Annotated in this window: 6 protein-coding genes; 4 read left to right on the top strand and 2 right to left on the bottom strand. The window is 66.1% G+C overall.

Features of this window, described 5'->3' with window-relative positions:
• Window positions 1–36: 36 nt before the first annotated feature.
• A complete protein-coding gene (locus tag JET17_RS18005) occupies window positions 37–1,428 on the top strand; it encodes an aspartate aminotransferase family protein (protein WP_012315382.1) in 1,392 nt (463 codons plus the stop codon).
• Window positions 1,429–1,516: 88 nt separating this feature from the next.
• Here JET17_RS18005 and JET17_RS18000 read toward each other — a convergent pair whose 3' ends face one another.
• Window positions 1,517–2,647, bottom strand: a complete 1,131-nt coding sequence (locus JET17_RS18000; RefSeq protein WP_012315381.1) for a cupin-like domain-containing protein — start codon at window positions 2,645–2,647, stop codon at window positions 1,517–1,519.
• Window positions 2,648–2,829: 182 nt separating this feature from the next.
• On the opposite strand from JET17_RS18000, the gene JET17_RS17995 reads away from it, so the two are divergent.
• The 3 genes from JET17_RS17995 to JET17_RS17985 all read left to right on the top strand — a co-directional run bounded on the left by JET17_RS17995 (window position 2,830) and on the right by JET17_RS17985 (window position 19,037).
• On the top strand, window positions 2,830–13,044 hold the full coding sequence (locus JET17_RS17995) for a non-ribosomal peptide synthetase (RefSeq protein WP_012315380.1): 10,215 nt from the start codon (window positions 2,830–2,832) through the stop codon (window positions 13,042–13,044).
• Window positions 13,041–16,130 (top strand): amino acid adenylation domain-containing protein, encoded by a 3,090-nt coding sequence (locus JET17_RS17990; RefSeq protein ID WP_012315379.1) that lies wholly within the window; start codon window positions 13,041–13,043, stop codon window positions 16,128–16,130. The genes JET17_RS17995 and JET17_RS17990 overlap by 4 nt, the downstream gene beginning before the upstream one ends.
• Window positions 16,131–16,502: 372 nt before the next feature.
• Window positions 16,503–19,037 carry a TonB-dependent siderophore receptor gene (locus JET17_RS17985; protein WP_012315378.1) on the top strand — a complete coding sequence of 845 codons (2,535 nt, stop codon included), beginning with the start codon at window positions 16,503–16,505 and terminating at the stop codon, window positions 19,035–19,037.
• A 142-nt stretch (window positions 19,038–19,179) separates the two neighbouring features.
• Here JET17_RS17985 and JET17_RS17980 read toward each other — a convergent pair whose 3' ends face one another.
• Entirely contained in the window at window positions 19,180–20,127 is a 948-nt protein-coding gene (locus tag JET17_RS17980; protein ID WP_012315377.1) for an alpha/beta hydrolase, read from the bottom strand.
• Between the last annotated feature and the right edge of the window lie 17 nt (window positions 20,128–20,144).

Genomic DNA, 20,144 nt, shown 5'->3' with positions numbered 1-20,144 from the left:
CTACCCGCACATTCGCTTGCTTGCGAGGATTTACCCATGTCGACTGCTTCCAGCCTTGCCCAGGTCCCGCCGGCCAGTGCGCCGCAACCGCTGTACGAGTTCACCGAGTCGCCCCTGCTGCAACGCCAGCAGCAACAGGAATCCAACGCCCGCAGCTATCCGCGGCGCATCCCGCTGGCGCTCAAGCGCGCCCGTGGCATCCATGTCGAAGATGTCGAGGGCAGGCAGTTCATCGACTGCCTGGCGGGCGCCGGCACCTTGGCCCTGGGCCACAATCACCCGGTGGTGATCGAGGCCATTCAGCGTGTACTGGCCGATGAAATACCCCTGCACACACTCGACCTGACCACGCCGGTCAAGGACCGCTTCGTTCAGGACCTGTTCGGCATCCTGCCCGAAGCATTGCGCCGTGAGGCCAAGGTGCAGTTCTGTGGCCCGACCGGGACCGACGCCGTGGAGGCGGCGCTCAAGCTGGTGCGCAGCGCCACCGGGCGCAGCACCGTGCTGGCCTTCCAGGGCGCCTACCATGGCATGAGTCAGGGCGCCCTGAGCCTGATGGGCAGCCATGGCCCCAAGCAGCCGCTGGGCGCGTTGCTGGGCAACGGGGTGCAGTTCATGCCGTACCCCTACGATTACCGATGCCCGTTCGGCCTGGGTGGCGAAGCCGGGGTCAAGGCCAACCTGCATTACCTGGAAAACCTGCTGCTCGACCCTGAAAGCGGCGTGCCGCTGCCCGCTGCCGTGATCCTGGAGGTGGTGCAGGGCGAAGGCGGGGTGATTCCTGCCGATGTCGAATGGCTCAAGGGGGTGCGCCGCATCACCGAGCAAGCCGGTGTTGCACTGATCGTCGATGAGATTCAGAGCGGTTTTGCCCGTACCGGGCGGATGTTCGCCTTCGAACATGCTGGCATCGTGCCGGATGTGGTCACCCTGTCCAAAGCCATTGGTGGCAGCCTGCCGTTGGCGGTGGTGGTGTACCGCGACTGGCTCGACACCTGGAAGCCGGGCGCCCATGCCGGCACCTTCCGTGGCAACCAGATGGCCATGGCGGCGGGTTCGGCGGTGATCAACTACCTGGTCGAGCATCGGCTGGCCGAGCATGCCGAGGCCATGGGCCAGCGCCTGCGTGATCACCTGCAGCGGCTGCAACGCGACTATCCGCAGTTGGGCGATATCCGTGGGCGTGGCCTGATGCTCGGGGTCGAACTGGTCGATGTGCAAGGCCGGCGCGACGTGCTGGGCCACCCGCCGGCCAATCGCGAACTGGCACCCAAGGTGCAGCGCGAATGCCTCAAGCGCGGGCTCATTCTGGAGTTGGGTGGGCGCCACGGTGCGGTGGTGCGCTTCCTGCCGCCGCTGATCATCAGTGCGCAGCAGATCGATGACGTGGCGCAGCGCTTTGCCGAGGCACTGGCTGCGGCGGTCTGACCTCACGAGGGGGCGCGTTGCGCCCCATTTCTCGGCAAGCCCGCTCTCACGGGAGTTGGCGCGACATGCCTGCCGCTTACTGTGCCGCTTACCAGCCGCGCCCGGAGTTGACCCAGAAATTCACCGACAGCGATGTCGACACCGACTCCACTTGGTGGAACCAGCCTTCCGGCAGGAACAACAGGTCGCCGGCTTGCAGCAGCACCCGCAGGAAAGTCACCCCGCGCGCGTCAGGGAAGCGCTGGTAATCCGGTGCATCCGGGTTGAAGTCGCACCCGTCCAGGCCGCCCTTGGGTGAGGTCGACCAGGTGCCGAGTGCCGGGCGATGGTGCGGCGCTGCCAGGATGAACGACTTGTCCCCCCAAACCTGGGCGAACAGGTTGTCGGCATCGTCGCGGTGCAAAGGGGTGAGGGTGCCTTTGGGGCCGATCCAGATGCGCGGTGCGATGTACAGCGAGCGCTCGAAGTAGGGCGGGTACTGGATCAGCTCAAGCAACTGCGCAGGCACGATGTTGTTGCCCATGTAAGCCGGTGGCTCGCCGTTGCTGGTGCGTGGCTGCGGGTTGTCCAGCGAGTTGATGAAATCTGCCATGGAGGTGGAGCGAAAGTCGCGCTCGGTGGAGAAGGTCTTCTTCACATAGTCGCCATGGCGGGTGATGCCCTGCAGTTCGGCGAAGTGCTCCAGCGAAGCCTGGCGGTCGAGGTTGAACAGCTTCCACTCACGCAGGGCGTCACTGATCACCACCGGTGTGCCGTACGGCAGGAAGTCGCGCTGGAAACGCTCGGCATCCAGCTGCGCGGCCGGGATTCTTTCTACCTCGGTCAGCTGTGGCAGGCTTGCCGACACACGTTCGCTGTAGCGCGGTGGCGTGACATGGCGCTGGTTCATGTCGGTCTTCTGCGCCGTCACCCCCTTGCGCGCCAGGTCGATGATTTGCGGAAGCAAAGTGGCCAGGCCCAGGTTGCCGCCGATTTTCAGCCGGCCGCCAGCAAACAGCTCTTCGACGTTGGCGCTGCCGGCCATGATGCCCAGCAGGTCTTGCTGGGTGACCTCGATGGTGACATCCGGCGTGGCATGCCGACCGGCCTCGGTGCGCGGCTGGGTACCAGCTTCGCACCAGTAGGCCTGCTGCGGGCCGAAGATGAATTGGAAGGTGCCTTCGACGCCGACGGCACCGGCATTGGCGAACAGCTTGCTCAGCAAAGGTTGCAGTTCCACGGCGCAGCCTCTTCGTGGGGGGGAGGGGTGTGAGAACGGAACGAAGGGCGGGCTGCGAAATTTAGCGCGCTGCCCGGCGCTGGCCAGGGGGTTGGCGGTGTTAATTTTTTGCAGGTTGTATCCGTTTCGTAGGGATAGCCGGGCACTGCCCGTGGTACCCCACTCGTACGGAAAGCAAGCTGATGAATCCCGAAAAGTCCCTGCAACTGGCCCGCCGTTTCATTGAATTGCCGCTGGAAAAGCGCCGCCTGTTCCTTGAAACCCTGGCCAGAGAGGGCATCGACTTTTCCCAGTTCCCTATTCCGGCCGGGGTGGGGGCTGACGACCGTCTTGCACCCTCGTTCGCCCAGCAACGCATGTGGGTGCTTTGGCAGCTGGATCCGCACAGCGGTGCCTATAACCTGCCAGGTGCGGTCCGCCTCAAGGGAGCACTTGACGAGGCCGCCTTGCAACAGGCGTTCAGCCACCTGCTCGAACGCCACCAGAGCCTGAGCTGTGTGTTCCAGCAGCAGGCCGATGAGCGCCTGTGCCAGGTGCACCGCCCGGCCGCGCCGCAGATCCAGCGCCTGGACCTTCGCGAGCTGGCCGAAGACGCCCGCCAGGCACGGGTGCAAGCCGAGGTCGAGGCCGAGTCGCTGTGCCCCTTCGACCTGGAGCATGGCCCGTTGCTGCGCATCCGCCTGCTGCGGCTGGCTGAGCAGGACCACGTGCTGCTGCTCACTTTGCACCACATCGTCGCTGACGGTTGGTCGATGAATGTGCTGATCGACGAATTCAGCCGCTGCTATGACGCCTGCGCCGCTGGCACACAGCCGCAACTGCCGGCGCTGCCGATCCAGTATGTCGATTACGCCCTGTGGCAGCGGCGCTGGCTTGAAGCCGGCGAACTCGAACGCCAGCTGGCCTACTGGCAAGCCACGCTGGGTGAAGAGCAGCCGGTGCTGGAGTTGCCGCTCGACCGCCCACGCCCAGCCGCGCCAAGTTTCAAAGGCAGCCGCCAGGAGCTGGTGGTGGACACGGCGCTTGCTCAGCAACTGCGCAGTTTTGCGGCGCAGCACAACCTGACGCTGTTCATGGTCCTGCTCGGTGCTTTCGGCGTGCTGCTGCAGCGTTACACCGGCCAGTGCGACCTGCGCATCGGTAGCCCGGTGGCCAACCGCAACCGCGCAGAAGTCGAGGGGCTGATCGGCCTGTTCGTCAACACCCAGGTATTGCGCCTGCAGCCGGATGGCCAAGCTGACGCACTGGCCTATTTGCAGGCCGTGCGGCAAACCGTGCTGGGCGCCCAGGCCCATCAGGACCTGCCCTTCGAGCGCCTGGTCGATGCGTTGAAGGTGGAGCGCAACCTGAGCCACGCGCCGTTGTTCCAGGTGATGTACAACCACCAGCCGCAGGTGGCCGACCTGGCTGCGGTCACGCTGGGCTCTGGCCTGGAGCTGTCCGCACTGGAGTGGCGCAGCCGCACCACCCAGTTTGATCTGAGCCTGGACACGTACGAGCAGGGAGGCGTGCTGCGCGCTGCGTTCACTTACGCGACCGACCTGTTCGACGCGGCGACCATCGAACGCATGGCGGGCCACTGGCTCACCGTGCTGCGTGAGTTGGTGGCTGACCCTGCACGCCCGCTTTGGCAACTGCCCATGCTCGACCCGGCCACCCGCCAACGGGTGCTGCAGGACTGGAACGCCACGGCTGCCAGCTACCCGCTGCAGTATGGCGTGCATGAGCTGATCGAGGCCCAGGCGCAACGCACCCCGCACGCGCCGGCACTGCTGTTCGCCGACAGCCTGCTCAGCTACGCCGAGCTCGATGCCCAGGCCAATCGCCTGGCCCATTACCTGCGTGGTCAAGGTGTGGGCAGCGACAGCCTGGTCGGGGTCGCGGCTCAGCGCAGCATCGAGATGGTCGTCGCCTTGCTGGCGATCCTCAAGGCCGGTGGCGCCTATGTTCCCTTGGACCCGGAGTACCCTGAGGAGCGCCTGGCCTACATGATCGAGGACAGCGGCATTGGCCTCCTGCTGACCCAGCAGGCGCTGCTCGACAGCCTGCCGCTGCCGCACGGTGTGCAGTGCGTGGCGCTCGACACCCTGGTGCTGGACACGATGCCGGACAGCACCCCGGGTCTCAAGGTCGAGCCGACGCAGTTGGCCTATGTCATTTATACCTCCGGCTCCACGGGGCGCCCGAAGGGCGCGGGTAACAGCCACCAGGCGCTGACCAACCGCCTGTGCTGGATGCAGCAAGCCTATGGCCTGGACGCCAGCGATACGGTGCTGCAGAAAACCCCGTTCAGCTTCGACGTGTCGGTGTGGGAGTTCTTCTGGCCGTTGATGACCGGCGCCCGCCTGGCCATCGCGGCGCCGGGCGAGCACCGCGATCCGCAACGCCTGATCCGCGCCATTGAGCACTACCGGGTGACCACGCTGCACTTCGTGCCTTCGATGCTGCAGGCCTTCATCCATGAGCCCGGTGTGCACGCCTGCAGCACCCTGTCGCGCATCGTCTGCAGTGGCGAAGCGCTGCCGGTAGATGCCCAGCGCCAGGTGTTCGCGCGTTTGCCTGCAGCGGCGCTTTACAACCTTTATGGCCCCACCGAGGCTGCCATCGATGTCACCCACTGGACCTGCGTCGAAGAGGGCAAGGACAGCGTGCCTATCGGCCAGCCGATCGCTAATATCCGCACCTATGTGCTCGACGCCGGCCTTGAGCCCGTCGCTGTCGGTGTGGCCGGTGAGTTGTACTTGGGCGGGGTGGGCCTGGCGCGCGGCTACCACCGGCGCCCAGGGCTGACGGCCGAGCGCTTCGTCGCCGACCCGTTCGGCACCGGCGAGCGCCTGTACCGTACCGGTGACCGTGTGCGCCAGCGTGCCGACGGTGTGATCGAGTACCTGGGGCGTTTCGATCACCAGGTGAAAATCCGTGGTTTGCGCATCGAGTTGGGTGAGATCGAGGCGCGTCTGGCCGAGCATGCGCTGGTACGCGAGTGCGTGGTGCTGGCCCTCGATGGTCGCCGGTTGGTGGCTTACCTGGTGCTCAATGCAACGCCTGAGGGCTGGCAAGGGCAGCTCAAGGACTGGCTGTTGCAAAGCCTGCCCGAATTCATGGTGCCCAGCCAGCTGGTGCCACTGGACGGCCTGCCGCTGACACCCAACGGCAAGCTCGATCGCAAGGCCCTGCCACAGCCCGAGGCCGGGGCACAGGGTACCCATGTTGCGCCTCAGAGCGCGGCCGAACGCCAGCTGGCAAAGGTCTGGTGCGAAGTGCTGGGCGCCGCGCAGGTGGGCCTGGACGACAACTTCTTCGAGCTTGGTGGCGACTCGATCATTGCTATCCAGGTCGTCAGCCGCGCCCGTCAGGCCGGGCTGGCGCTCAGTCCGCGTGACCTGTTCCAGCACCAGACGCTGCGCGCCCTGGCCCAGGCTGCGGGCAGCGTGGACAGCTGCCAGGCCGACCAGCGCCCGGCTGAGGGCGAGGCACGCCTGACCCCGGTGCAGCTGCAGTTTTTCGACACGCCCATGCCGGTGCGCCAGCACTGGAACCAGGCCGTGCTGCTGGTGCCCCGTGAGCCGCTGCAAGCGGCGCAGCTGCAGCAGGCCCTGGCTCAGGTGGTGGCGCAGCACGACGCCTTGCGCCTGCGCTTCATCCAGGCTGATGGCCAATGGCAGCAGCAACACGCGCCGGCCTCCGCTGGCGTGCCGCAGCTCTGGCACCGCCAGGCAGACAGCGAGCAAGCGCTGGCTGCATTGTGCGATGAGGCCCAGCGCAGCCTGCGGCTCGATCAGGGGCCATTGCTGGCGGCGATGCTGGTGGCCATGGCCGACGGCAGTCAGCGCCTGCTGCTGGTGATCCACCATCTAGTGGTCGACGGCGTTTCCTGGCGCATCCTGCTCGAAGACCTGCAACGTGCCTGCCTGGGCCAGCCGCTGCCTGCCCGGACCAGCAGCTACCAGGCTTGGGCCGAGCGCCTGGCCGGGCATGCCGACGCCTGTGCGGGGCAGCTCGATTACTGGCTGGCACTTGGTGAGGCCGGGGCGCAGGCCCTGCCACGTGACCGTGCGGTAACTCAGACGCGCGTGGCGGATGAGCGCAAGGTACGGGTCAGTTTCCCGCCGGCCTTTACCCAGGCCCTGCTGCAACAGGCGCCGAGTGCCTACCGTACGCAGGTCAACGACCTGCTGCTGGCGGCCCTTGCCCGTGCCCTGTGCAACTGGAGCGGCAATCAGCAGGTGCTGGTGCAGCTCGAAGGGCATGGCCGTGAGGAGCTGTTCGAGGATATCGACCTGACCCGTACTGTGGGCTGGTTCACCAGCCTGTATCCGGTCGCCTTGCGCCCGCAAGCACAGCCCGGTGCCTGCATCGCGGCCATCAAGGAACAACTGCGCGCCGTACCACAGCGAGGCCTGGGCTATGGGGTGCTGCGTTATCTGGGCACACCGGCGCAACGCGAGCAACTGGCGCGCCAGGCGCAACCGCGGGTGACGTTCAACTACCTCGGCCAGTTCGACAGCCAGTTCGAGAAGGGCGCGCTGTGGCAGCCCGACCCTCAAGGTGCCGGGCAGGGGCAGGATGGCGACGCGCCGCTGGCCAACTGGCTGAGCGTGGAGGGGCAGGTCTACCAGGGCGAGCTGGGCATCAGTTTCGGCTACAGCCAGGCGATGTACGACGAGGCCACCATCGATGCCCTGGCCAGCGATTTCGCCAGCCAGCTGCGCGCGTTGGTCGATCACTGCCTGCAACCGGGGGTTGCCAGTGCCACGCCGTCGGACTTCCCGCTGAGCAACCTGGACAGCACCGGGCTTGCCGCCCTGGCAGTGGACCTGGCCCAGGTCGAGGACATCCTGCCGCTGTCTCCCTTGCAACAGGGCCTGCTGTTCCACTGCCTGCATGCGGCCGCAGCCGGCGACTACATCAACCAGTTGCGCCTGGATATCGACCAGCTCGACCCGCAACGCTTCCAGGCCGCCTGGCAGGCGGCGCTGGACACCCATGCGGGGCTGCGTGCCAGCTTTCACTGGCCGGTCGACGTGCAACAACCCGTGCAGGTGATCCGCCGCCAGTTGCAGCTGCCGTTCAGCCAGCTCGACTGGCGCGACCAGACCGCGTCGGCCGACCACCTGCAAATCCTGGCCGAGCAGCAGCGCCTGGCCATGGCCGCGACTGATCAGGCGCCCTTGCTGGGCATCACCCTGGTGCGCCTGGGCGAACAGCGCTGGCACATGATCTACACCCATCACCACCTGCTGCTCGATGGCTGGAGCCATGCCCGGTTGCTGGCTGAAGTGATGCAACGCTACCGTGGCCAGCCACCCCGCCAGGCACCTGTGCATCCTCGTACCTACCTGGCCTGGCTGGCCACGCGTGACCGCCAGCAGGACCAGTCGTTCTGGCAGGCGCAGCTGCAGGGCATGCAGGCGCCAACACTGCTCGCCAGCCAGCGCCGCAGCGTTGAAGCGGCCAGCTACGGCCTGTGGCAGCAACGCCTTGGCAGCGCTGCATCGGCGCAGATCAAGGCGGCGGCGCGGGCGCGCAAGGTTACCGTCAATACACTGGTGCAGGCGGCCTGGCTCTTGCTGCTACAACGGCACTGCCGTCAAGACACCGTCTGCGTCGGTGTTTCGGTATCGGGGCGGCCTTCTCAGTTGCCGGGCATCGAGGCGCAACTGGGGCTGTTCATCAACACCGTGCCGTTGGTTGCCGCCCCGCGCCTTGAGCAGCGCCTGGACGACTGGCTGCAACAGCTGCAGGCCAGCAACCTGGCACTACGCGAGCACGAATACACGCCACTGGCCGACATCCAGCGCTGGGCGGGCAGGGCTGGCGAGGCACTGTTCGACACCTTGCTGGCGTTCGAGAACTACCCCGTGGCCGAGGTGCTGCAAGGTGGCGGTGACGGGCCGCGCTTCGGTGTACCGGACAGCCACGAGCAACCCCACTACGCCTTGACCCTGTCAGTGGGCATGGGTGAGCAGTTGCAGGTCGACTATCGCTTGCGCCACGACGCTTTCAGCCTGGCCGACGTGCAGCGCCTGGCCGACCAGTTTGGCCACCTGTTGCAGGCGATCGCTGGCGCTGGCAACCCATGCCTGGCTGAGCTGAGCCTGCTGGATGCCGCCAGCCATAAGCGTTGCCAAGGTCAATGGCAGGCCGCTGAAGGTACTGTTCCGGCCCTGGGCGTACACCAGCTGATCGAGGCCCAGGCGGCGAGCAACCCGCGGGCCGTGGCGGTGGTTGCCGACGACGGCACGTTGGATTACGGCCAGCTCAACGGCTTGGCCAACGCCTGGGCGCAACAGTTGATCGCGCGGGGTGTCGGCCCCGAGGACCTGGTAGGGCTGTGCAGCGAGCGAGGCCTGGCGATGATTGTCGGCCTGCTGGCGATCCTCAAGGCCGGTGCCGGCTACGTGCCGCTGGACTCGCAATACCCGCGTCAGCGTCTGCAGGACATGCTCGACGACAGCGCCGTCAGGCTGGTGCTGGGCACCCGTACTGCCGCGCAGCCACTGGCGCTGGCAGGCACGGCCGACTGGTTGTGGCTGGACCAGCCCCTGGCGCCGCAGGACGATAACCCAGCGCCGCGAGCCTGCGCCGACAACCTGTTGGGGTTGATCTACACCTCCGGCTCCACCGGTCGCCCCAAGGGTGTAGCCCTGACCCATGGCGCCATCGCCGCGCACATCGCGACCATGGTCGGCCAGTACCAGGTGACGGCGCAGGACCGCTTCGTGCACTTCGCTTCGATCAACTTCGACTGGGGCACTGAGCAGTGGTTGTTGCCGTTGAGCCAGGGCGCCTGCTGCATCGTGCGTGGCGATGACATCTGGACCGCGGCCCAGGCATTCGAGGTGATCGAGCGCGAGCGCGCCAGCGTGGTCTACTTCCCCACCCAGTACGCCTGTCAGCTGGCCGAGTGGGCGCATCAGCAGGGCCGGGCACTGCCGGTGCGCTGCATGAACGTGGCCGGGGAGGCGCTGTCGCGTGAAGGCTTCGAGCGAATCCAGGCCCACTTGCAGCCGCAGCGTATCGTCAACGGCTACGGCCCCACCGAAACGGTGATTACCCCGCTGCTGTGGCAGGCCGACGGGTCTACCCGCATCGACACCGGCTATGCACCGATCGGAACGCCGGTGCCGGGGCGTACCGCTTACCTGCTCGATACAGCCTTGCAACTGCTCGACACCGGCACTGACGGCGAGCTGTATATCGGTGGACCCTGCCTGGCACGTGGTTACTTTGGCCAGGCGGCGCTGACCGCTGAACGTTTCGTGCCCGACCCCTACGACACGGTCGGCGGGGCCCGCCTGTACCGCAGTGGTGACCTGGTGCGGCAGCAGGCCAATGGCGAGCTGGTGTTCATCGGCCGCCTGGACCACCAGGTGAAAATCCGCGGTTTCCGCGTCGAGCCCGGTGAAGTCGAAGCCTGCCTGTTGGCCCTGCCTGAGGTGCGCGAGGCCGTGGTGATGCCGGGCGGTCAAGGTGCAGACCTGCACCTGGCCGCCTGGCTGGTGCCGGTCGACGGTTCGCAGGCCGATGCCGCGTTGCGTCAGCGCATCCTCGACGCGCTGCGCGCCGTGCTGCCGCCCTACATGGTGCCGTCACGCCTGCAACTGCTCGACAGTTTGCCGCTGAACCCCAACGGCAAGGTCGACCGCAAGGCATTGCCGTCGATCGAGGTCGACACCTCTGAAGAAGCGTTCAGTGCGCCCCTGGATGCGCTCGAACGCGAGGTCGCCCAGGCCTGGGCCAGTGTGCTGGGCAGGCACGAAGTGGGCCGTTTCGAGCACTTCTTCGAGGCTGGTGGCCACTCACTGCTGGCCACGCAGGTGGTGGCGCGGCTGCACCGCGACGGCCACACCGGGGTCGGTGTACGCGACCTGTTCAGCGCCCCGCGCTTGTGTGATTTCGCTCAGCGCCTGCGCCAGGCGCAGCCGGTAAGCGATGCCGGCCCGCAACTGCGCGCACTGGGCGCCAAGGCCAGCGCACCGCTGTCGCTGGCCCAGCGCCGTTTGTGGATTGCCGAGCAGTTTGCCCAGGGTAGCGGGGCGTACGGCATGCCGCTGGGCCTGCGCCTGGACGGGCCGTTGCAGCCCGAATGCCTGAAGCAGGCATTACAGGTGCTGGTGCAGCGCCACGAAGTGCTACGCAGCGCGGTGGCCTGTGACGACGAAGGTGAGCCGCTGCTGGTGATCCAGGCGGCGGTCGACCTGGACCTGCCAGTGGACGACCTGAGCCTTTTGGCTGCCGCCGAGCAACAGCTGCGCGTGCTTGAAGCGCAACTGGCCAACGTGCGTCAGCCGGTGCCCATGGACCAGGCGCCGATGCTGCGTGCACGCCTGCTGCGCCTGTCCGGCGACGCCCATGTGCTGCTGCTCAACATGCACCACATCATTTCCGATGGTTGGTCGATGGCGCTGATGGTCAACGAACTGATCGCCAGCTACAGCGCCCTTGCCCGTGGCCAGGCGCCCGTGCTGGCGCCGCTGGTGCTGCAGTACTCCGACTATGCGCTATGGCAGGCCGAGCGCGAGCGTGCCGGGCTGCTGCAGGCCCCGGCGCAGTGGTGGCGCAAGGCGTTGCACGGTAGCAGCGGGCGCTTGCCGTTGCCCACTGACTTGCCGCGCCCGGCCCAGGCGTCCCAGGCGGGGGAGAACCTCTATCACGAGCTGCCGCCGACTACGGTCGTGGCGGTACGCGAACGGGCCGCGCAATTGGGCGTGACCCCCTACATGCTGCTGCTGGCGGCGTTCCAGCTGCTGATGCATCGCGCCAGCGGCCAGCACGATCTACTGCTCGGGGCTGATGTCGCCGGCCGCGAACACCCCGACCTTGAGGCGCTGATCGGCTTCTTCGTCAATGTCCTGCCACTGCGCTCGCAACTGGACGAACAACTGGACTTCGCCGCGTGGCTGGCGCGCACCCGCACCACCTTGCTCGATGCCAGCGAGCAGCAGGCACTGCCGTTCGACCTGATCGTCGAGGCTGCTGGCGCGCCGCGCCACCCAGGCATGAACCCGCTGGTGCAGGTGCTGTTCGTGATGAACGACATGCCGGTGGCGCATGGCGGCCTGGCCGACCTGAGTGTGCAGGTGCTGCCGCAGGCGGGCGGCTATTCGAAATTCGACATGGCGCTGTTCATCGACCCGGTCGCGGACGGCTGGCGCGTCACCTGGCAGTACGCCACGGAGCTGTTCAAGGCAGAACGGGTCCAGGCACTGCTGCGTGGCTGGCTGGACATCCTGGGCCAGGTGCTGGGCAACCCACACATCCAACTGAGAGAGATCACTATGGCGGTTCACAGTGAAATCGTGGCGGCGCCTGCCGCTGCCGGCGGGCAACCCAAAAAGGACAAGCTGGGCAGTTTCCTCAGGCGCGGCGCCGGCACGCCAACCCGGCCGGCCAGCGCAGTGCGCGAGGCTGCGATGGTACCGGGGCAGGCCTTTCCGTTGCTGATCGAACCGGTCGATCCCGGTGTGAGCCTGACCGACTGGGTGGTGAAGCACCGTGCCGAGATCGAACGCAAACTGGTGGCTCATGGCGGCATTCTGTTCCGCGGTTTCGGCTTGCAGACCCCGCTGGACTTCGAGGCCTTCGCCGAGGCTGTTCAGCCTGGGCTGTACGGCCAGTACGGTGACCTGCCTAAGAAGGAAGGCGGCAAGAACACCTACCGCTCCACGCCGTATCCGGAGCAGAAGATGATCCTCTTCCACAACGAAAGTGCCCACCAGGACCGCTGGCCGCGCAAACAGCTGTTCTTCTGTGAACTGCCTTCGCCGGTTGGCGGTGCCACCCCGGTGGTCGATTGCCGGCAGATGTATCAGCGCCTGCCCGCGCCCCTGCGCCAGCGTTTCGAGGACAAGGGCCTGCTCTACGTACGTACTTTCACCGACAAGCTGGACGTGTCCTGGCAGCATTTTTTCAAGACCGACTCGCGTGCGGATGTCGAGCGCCGTTGCCAGGCGTCGGGTATCCAGTGGCGCTGGCTGGACAACGACGAACTGCAAATCCGCACGCCTTGCCCGGCGGTGATCGAGCACCCGGTCAGCGGTGAAAAGAGTTTCTTCAACCAGGTGCAGCTGCACCACGTGTTCTGCCTGGATGCCGACGTGCGCGAGGACTTGTTGGCGCTGTATGGCCTGGAGCGCATGCCGCGTCAGGTGTACTACGGCGATGGCAGCCCGATCGAAGACGCCGACATGGCGTTGATCGGTGAGCTGTACGAGGCGTGCGCGGTGCGTTTCGACTGGCAGGCCGGTGATGTGATCCTGCTCGACAACATGCTGGCCGCACACGCCCGCGACCCGTTCCAGGGGCCACGCAAGATCGTCGTCGCCATGGGCGACATGATGCAACGTGCCGACCTTGAAACCCTCACCTTGAACCGCACAGGAGTGCAAGCATGAACATCACCGTCGAATCGAGCGGCCTGCCGTTGTTGCCCATGCAGGTGCTCGAGCTGACTGCACTGCCTGGCCGCTGGCAGGACGCGGCGCACTGCATTACCTTGCAGCTCGACAGCGTGCCGGCGCCCGCCGCACTGCGGGCTGCCCTGCAGCTGTGGCAGGGCCAGCACGACGCGCTGCGCCTGCGTATCGGCCAAGCCGCAGGTTATCGCGGCCTGCGTCAGTTTTTTCAGCGCGAGGCGGCAGGGGTGGACCTGACGTGGCTGGCGGCGGGCGATACCGCCGGCCGCCAGGCCTGGTTCGAGCGTGAGGTGGATGTGCAGGCCGAGGCGGGCGTCGCCGTGCTGGTGTGCGAGCAGGCCGAGGGGCGCTGCCAGTTGGTGCTTGGTGTGCTCGCTGCGCTGGTTGACGCTGCCAGCCTGCCGGCCCTGGCTGCAAGCCTTGCGGCGATCTGCCAGGGCGCACTGGAAACAGCCGAAGACGGCGATTTCGAACAGTACCTGCAGTGGCGCAGCGAGGTGGTGGTGGATGAAGACGCCAGTACTGCGCGCAGCTACTGGACCGCGCTGAACGGCAAGCCCGCAAGCGCCCAGCAACTGCCCTGGCGCCTCCCCCAAGGCAGCCCGCGCGGTGAGCGCGCGCAGGCCCGCGCGGCAATTGACCCGGCCGTTGTGCAGCACCTGGCCGGCCTTGGCCTGCCCTTGGACATGGTGTTGCAGGCAGCCTGGTGGCTGCTACTGGCGCGGCTCGATGGTCAGCCTGCGCAGGTGGTGAACTGGTGCCACGACAGCCGTGGCGACTACGCCTATTTCGCCGACAGCGCAGGGGTGTATCACAAGCAGCTGCCGGTGCTTGTCGACTACCAGGCCGAGCAGCCACTGCGTACCTGGCTGCACGGCCTGGCCGCGCAGTTGGAGCAGCATGCAGTTTGGCAGGAATACTTCACCCCCGAGCAGACGCCCGCGCTGGAGCCTGCCGCCATCGGTTTCCGTCTGATCCCCGCCTGCCCGCCGCTGGCCGGAGGTTGGCAGGTAGTGGGCATGGACGCGCCGATGGTGGGCCCCGACCTGCTGCTGCAGGTCGACAGCGACCGCGCAGCGCCACAGGCGCTGTTGCAGTACTGGGCCTCGTGGCATAGCCCGGCACTGGCGCAACTCCTGCTCGAGCAGTACGTAACGCTGCTGGCAAGCATCGCTCAGACACCAGACGCGGCCTTGGCCAGCCTGGGGCTTGTCGGTGAGCAACAGCGTCGCCTGGTGCTTGAGCGTAACGCCCAGGCTGCACTGCCAGCGGTCACCGAACTGCTGCCGGAACGGGTCGCCCGCTGGCTGCGCGAACAGCCCCAGGCGCTGGCGATCATTGATCAAGGGCAGGGGTGGAGCTGGCAGCAGCTCGACCAGCTGGCCACTGCGGTGGCCGCCCACCTGCAGGCCCAGGGCGTTGGCAGCGCCAGCGTTGTCGGCCTGGCCCTGCCGCGCTCGGTGCACTGGCTGGCGGCGGTGCTGGCCTGCTGGAAGTGCGGGGCTGCGTACCTGCCGCTGGACCCGCTCTGGCCCGCAGCGCGACGCGAGCAGGTCAGCCGCCTCGCCGGCGCGCAGTTGCAGATCGATGCCACGCTGTTCGAGCAGCTGACGGACACCTCTGCGCCGTTCGAGGCGCAAGCGCTCACGGCCAATACGGCGGCCTATGTGCTGTTTACCTCGGGTTCGACCGGTGAGCCCAAGGGGGTGGTCATCGAACACGGGCAACTGGCCGGGTACCTGCAGGCCGCTGAGCAGGCCTTGGAGCTCTCGGCCTGCAGGCACTTTGCGTTCAGCGCCACGGTGGCGGCGGACTTGGGTCATACCAGCCTGTTCGGCGCCTTGCAGGTTGGCGCCACCTTGCACGTTGCCAGCGACGCAGTGATGCAGGACCCGGCGGCCTTTGCCGCATTCGTGCGCGACGAAGGTATCGATTGCCTGAAGATCGTGCCGTCGCACCTGGCGGCGCTGCTCGACAGCGCGCAGCCCAGCCTGCCAGCAACCCTGGTACTGGGCGGCGAAGCGCCGAGTGCGCAGTTGCTGGCGCGCATCGCACGGCTGGCGCCTCAGGCTCGGGTGTTCAACCACTATGGCCCGACCGAGGCCACCGTCGGCGTGCTGGTCCAGCCACTGCGGGCCGAGGCGCCGATGGCGAGCCTGGGCCAGGTGCTGGCCGGCAACCGCGTTTACTTGCTGACGCCTGCAGGGCAACTGGCGGGCGTGGGTGAGCTGGGTGAACTGCATGTGGCCGGGCGCCAGCTGTGCCGGGGCTATCTGGGGGGCGAGCAGGGGGCGTCGCGCTTTATCGACAACCCATTGCAAGCCGGCGAGCGCCTGTACCGCAGCGGTGACTTGGCCCGTTACCAGGCCGATGGCAGCATCCTGCTGCAGGGGCGGCAGGATCACCAGGTGAAGATTCGCGGGTTCCGTGTCGAGTTGGCCGAAGTAGAAGCGCGCCTGCTGGAGATCGACGGGGTCGCGCAGGGGGCGGTGCTGGCGATCGAAACCCAGCCCGGGCAACTGGAACTGCTGGCTTGCTACGCCGTGCACGGCGAAGCCGAAGGGCTCGATGAAGCCTCGCTGCGTGCGCGGCTTGCCGAGTGCCTGCCAGCGGCCATGGTGCCGACGCAGCTGCGTTGCCTGCCGAGCCTGCCGCGCCTGGCCAACGGCAAACTCGACCGTCGCGCGCTGCTGCAGCTGCCGCAGCAGCAGGGTGGCCAGCAGGATGCACCACAGGATGCATTGCAGACGTTGCTGGCCCAGCGCATGGCGCAGTTGCTCGGGCGCGACAGCATCGGTATCCACACCGACTTCTTCGCTGCCGGCGGCCATTCGCTGCTGATCATCAAGCTGGTGGCAGGGATTCGTAAGTTGTTGAACTGTGAAGTGGCGCCGGCGCTGGTCTTCGAGCACCCCACAGTGGCGGGGCTGGCCGAGGCGTTGCAGGCCAACGAGGCAAACCGCGGGCATTTGCTCAAGATTGCCCAGGCGCGCCTGCAACTGGAGCGCATGAGCCCTGAGGAAAAGGAGCAGATGCTGGCCAAGGCGAAGAACCTTACGGCATAGCTAAGACAGCGTTTGATAGGGCTGCTACGCAGCCCATCGCCGGCAAGCCGGCTCCCACAGGTACAGGGTAGGCCTCAAGAACCGCGCTGTACCTGTAGGAGCCGGCTTGCCGGCGATGGGCCGCAAAGCGGCCCCAAATCTATTGACCGACTGGCATTAGCCTTCGGGTTTTTCATGAGTGCGAGCTTAGGCAGCCCCGAGCCATCGACAAATTGAACGCAAATGAAAAAAGTTATCAGTTTTTTTCACGTTCGTGCGTCTTACCTGTAAGCCGCTGAAAACGCGTCGCTCGAACGCGTAAGGGCCTTATAGAAACGGTACGTCGAGACCGTCACCTACACACTCATAGAACAGTCGGAGTCAGTTGCGCACATGAAGTCCAAACGTATGCGAAACAAGGGGGCAGCCTTGGCCGCCGGGCCATCGAAGTGGAGCCTGCGGGCTTCGGCGCTGGTGCTGAGCCTGGCCATGGCCCATGCCCATGCCCAGCCGGTTGCGGTGGACATCGCAGCCCAGCCATTGGACCAGGCACTGATCGCCCTTGGCCAGCAGACCGGCCTGCAGATGGTCTACTCGCCCGACCTGGTCAGCGGCAAGCGTGCACCCAAGGTCAGCGGCACCATGGAGCCGGACCAGGCCCTGTCGCAACTGCTGGAGGGCGCAGGCCTTACCTACCGCATCGAGAACAATTCGGTCCTGTTGATCAGCACCGACACCAGTGATATCGGCGCCGGTGCTCTGGTTATCGGCGAAACCACCATCATGGGCCAGGGTATGGGCCAGGCTACCGAGAACACCGGCTCCTACACGCCGGGCCTGACCAGTGTCGGCTCGAAAAGCCCGACCTCGTTGAAGGAAACCCCGCAATCGGTATCGGTGATCACCCGCCAGGTCATCGAAGACCGCCAGTTCACCGACATCAACGATGCGATGAAGGCCGTGCCGGGTGTGACCGTGCAGAGCAACACCTTCCGTATCCAGGACTTCTATTCGCGCGGCTTCCCGATCCAGAACATCCAGCTCGACGGTGCCGCCCCCATGGCGTTGGGCACCACCGCCGGCAGCTTTTACGCGTCGAACATTTACGACATCGCCGAGTTCGACCATGTCGAAGTGCTGCGTGGCGCCAGCGCGCTGTTTGGCGGCACCGGTGACCCGGGCGGTATCATCAACCTGGTGCGCAAGCGCCCGCTGGACTTCTACCAGCTCAAGTTCACCGCCTCGGCGGGCAGCTGGGACAACTACCGCAGCGAGCTGGACGTGACCGGCCCGCTGGGCTTCGATGGCAAGCTGCGTGGCCGTATGGTGGTGGCCTACCAGGACCGCCAGTACTTCGTCGACAACCGTGCCACCGACAAGCCGTTCTTCTATGGCGTGCTTGAGGCCGATGTCACCGACGACACCATGCTCACTGCAGGCTTGCGTTTCAACAAGGTCCACGAGACCGGCACCGCCTCGGCCGTGCCACGCTACAGCAACGGTGCAGACCTTGGCCTGCCGCGCCATACCGGCCTGTCTACCACTTGGGCGTACGCGGACGGCTTTTCCCGCGAGTATTTCGCCAAGGTCGACCATCGCCTGAACGATGACTGGAAGCTCAACCTCAGCTTCACCAACATCTACGACACCATCACCACCAACAACGCCACCACGCTGGGCTCTGTAAACCCGGTCACCGGCACTGGCGTGACCCGCTACGGCACCTACAACACCCAGTGGAGCGAGCAGAACCTCTGGGACGTCAACGTCTCCGGCGACTTCAGCATGTTCGGCCTCGACCACCGCCTGGTGGTGGGTGGCGACTATCAAGAGATCGACAGCCGCTGGCGCGGCACTGGCCGCTTCACCACTGCCGGCGGCCCGGTCAATGTATTCGACCCCGATTCCACCCCATGGGATGATCCAGGCGCCCGGCCGGTCATCAGCCGCGACTACAAACCCAACAGCCAGACCCAATACGGCTTGTACTCGAGCCTGCGCCTGCAACTGGCCGAGCCGTTGCACCTGATCGTCGGTGCCCGTGCACAGCGCTACAAGTTCGACCAGACCTACCAGACGGCAGACGCCACCGGGTCGACCTGGACCCAGCAGTCGCGGGTGGACATGCGCGAACCGACCAAGGTCACCCCGTTTGGCGGCATCGTCTATGACCTGACGGACGAATGGGCGGCCTATGCCAGCTACGCCGAGATCTTCAAGCCACAGCAGAACCTGCTGGCCGGGCCTGCGACTTCCGGCAGCACCCTCGACCCGATGACCGGCAAAACCTACGAGACCGGCATCAAGGGCGAGCTGTTTGGCGGTGCGGTCAACACCAGCATTGCGCTGTACTACACCAAGCGTGAAGACCAGGCGGTGCAGGACCCGAACTACCCGTTGAGCCAGGTGGCATTCGGCGGTAATTGCTGTTACGTCAATGGTGGGGAAACCATCAGCAAGGGCATCGACATGGAAATCTCCGGCGAAATCTTGCCGGAATGGATGATGATGGCCAGCTACACCCTCAACATCAACAAGAACCGCGACACGGGCTCTGCGCTGAGCACCGTCACGCCCAAGCACATGGCCAAGCTGTTCACCACCTACCGCCTGCCGGGTGTGTTGAACGACTTCCGCGTCGGGGGTGGCGTGGACATCCAGAGTGCGACCAAGGTCAGCGGCACTGCAGCGACTTACGACAGCCTGGGCAACGTAGTGCAGTCCAGTGTGCCTTTCGAATACCAGCAGAGCGGTTATGCGATCTGGAACGCGATGGTCGACTACCGTATCGACGAGCACTGGAACGTGACCCTCAACGGCAACAACCTGTTCGACAAGAAGTACTACCAGACCGTCGGTACCTCGACCTACGGCAACTACTATGGCGATCCCCGCAACTTCATGCTGACGGTACGGGCGACGTACTGATTTCAGTTAGCGTAATCAGGGCTGCTGCGCAGCCCATCGCCGGCAAGCCGGCTCCCACAGGTACTGCGCAGACCTCAAGAACTGCGCGTTCCCTGTGGGCCGGCTTGCCGGCGATGGGCCGCAAAGCGGCCCCAGATTCGCATCAGGCCAGCACCTGCTCCAACCAGCATCCTGCCGCGGCATACACCTCGCCAGTCGCTCCGGTGATTCCCGACATGCGCAGAAAATCGTGGGTCAGTCCCGCTTCTATGCGCAGGGTGGTCGGTGTGCCGCTCGCCTCAAGCTTGCGCGCATAGTCCAGGCCTTCATCGAACAACGGGTCGTACTGGGCCAGGTTCACATACGCCGGCGCCATGGCCGGCAGCGCCGGGTGCAGCAGAGGCGAGGCGCGCCAGTCATTGTGCGCCTGGGCGGCGCCCAGGTAATGGTCATAGAACCAGTCCAGTGTGCCGCTCTCCAGCAGATAACCCTCGGCATACCGCTGGTGCGAGGCGCGCCGGGTATTGCTCTCGGTCACCGGGTAGAACAGCAACTGTGCTTTCACTGCCATGGCCTGCGGGTGTTGCGCGGCTTCGATCGCCAGAACCGTGGCCAGGGTTGCACCCGCGCTGTCGCCGGCCAGCACCAGCGCGCTCGGCAGGCCCAGTTCGGTGGCGCTGTGCTGCAGCCAGCTGGCGGCGTCCTGGCAATCGTGCAGGGCCGTCGGGAACGGCTGCTCCGGCGCCAGCCGGTAGTGCGCAGCGAACACCGCATAGTCACCCAGGCAGGCCAGGCGCCGGCACACGCAGTCATGCGAGTCCAGGCTGCCGACCACATAGCCACCGCCATGCAGGTAGAGCAGGGTGGCCTTGGGCGTGACGCCCGGGCGCACGTAGAGGCGGGCGGGCAACTGCGCACCATCGCGGCAACTGAACTGCAGGGCGCGCACCTCGACGTGGGCGGGAGGGTCGGGGTCGAGCAGGCGCGAGGCGTTTTCGAATTCCGCCCGCGCCTGGGCGATGCCCAATTGATGCATGGGCTGGCTCTTGCCCGTCAGACGGCCGAGTTCGGCCAGTTCCAGGAACGCTTCCAGATCGCAATCCAGGGACATTCGGGTTTCCTTCACAT

The sequence above is a fragment of the Pseudomonas putida genome (assembly GCF_016406145.1).
GTDB classification, from domain to species: Bacteria; Pseudomonadota; Gammaproteobacteria; order Pseudomonadales; family Pseudomonadaceae; genus Aquipseudomonas; species Aquipseudomonas putida_E.
The sequence above is the reverse complement of the archived record's forward strand: the minus strand, read 5'-3'. Positions and strand labels throughout refer to the sequence as shown.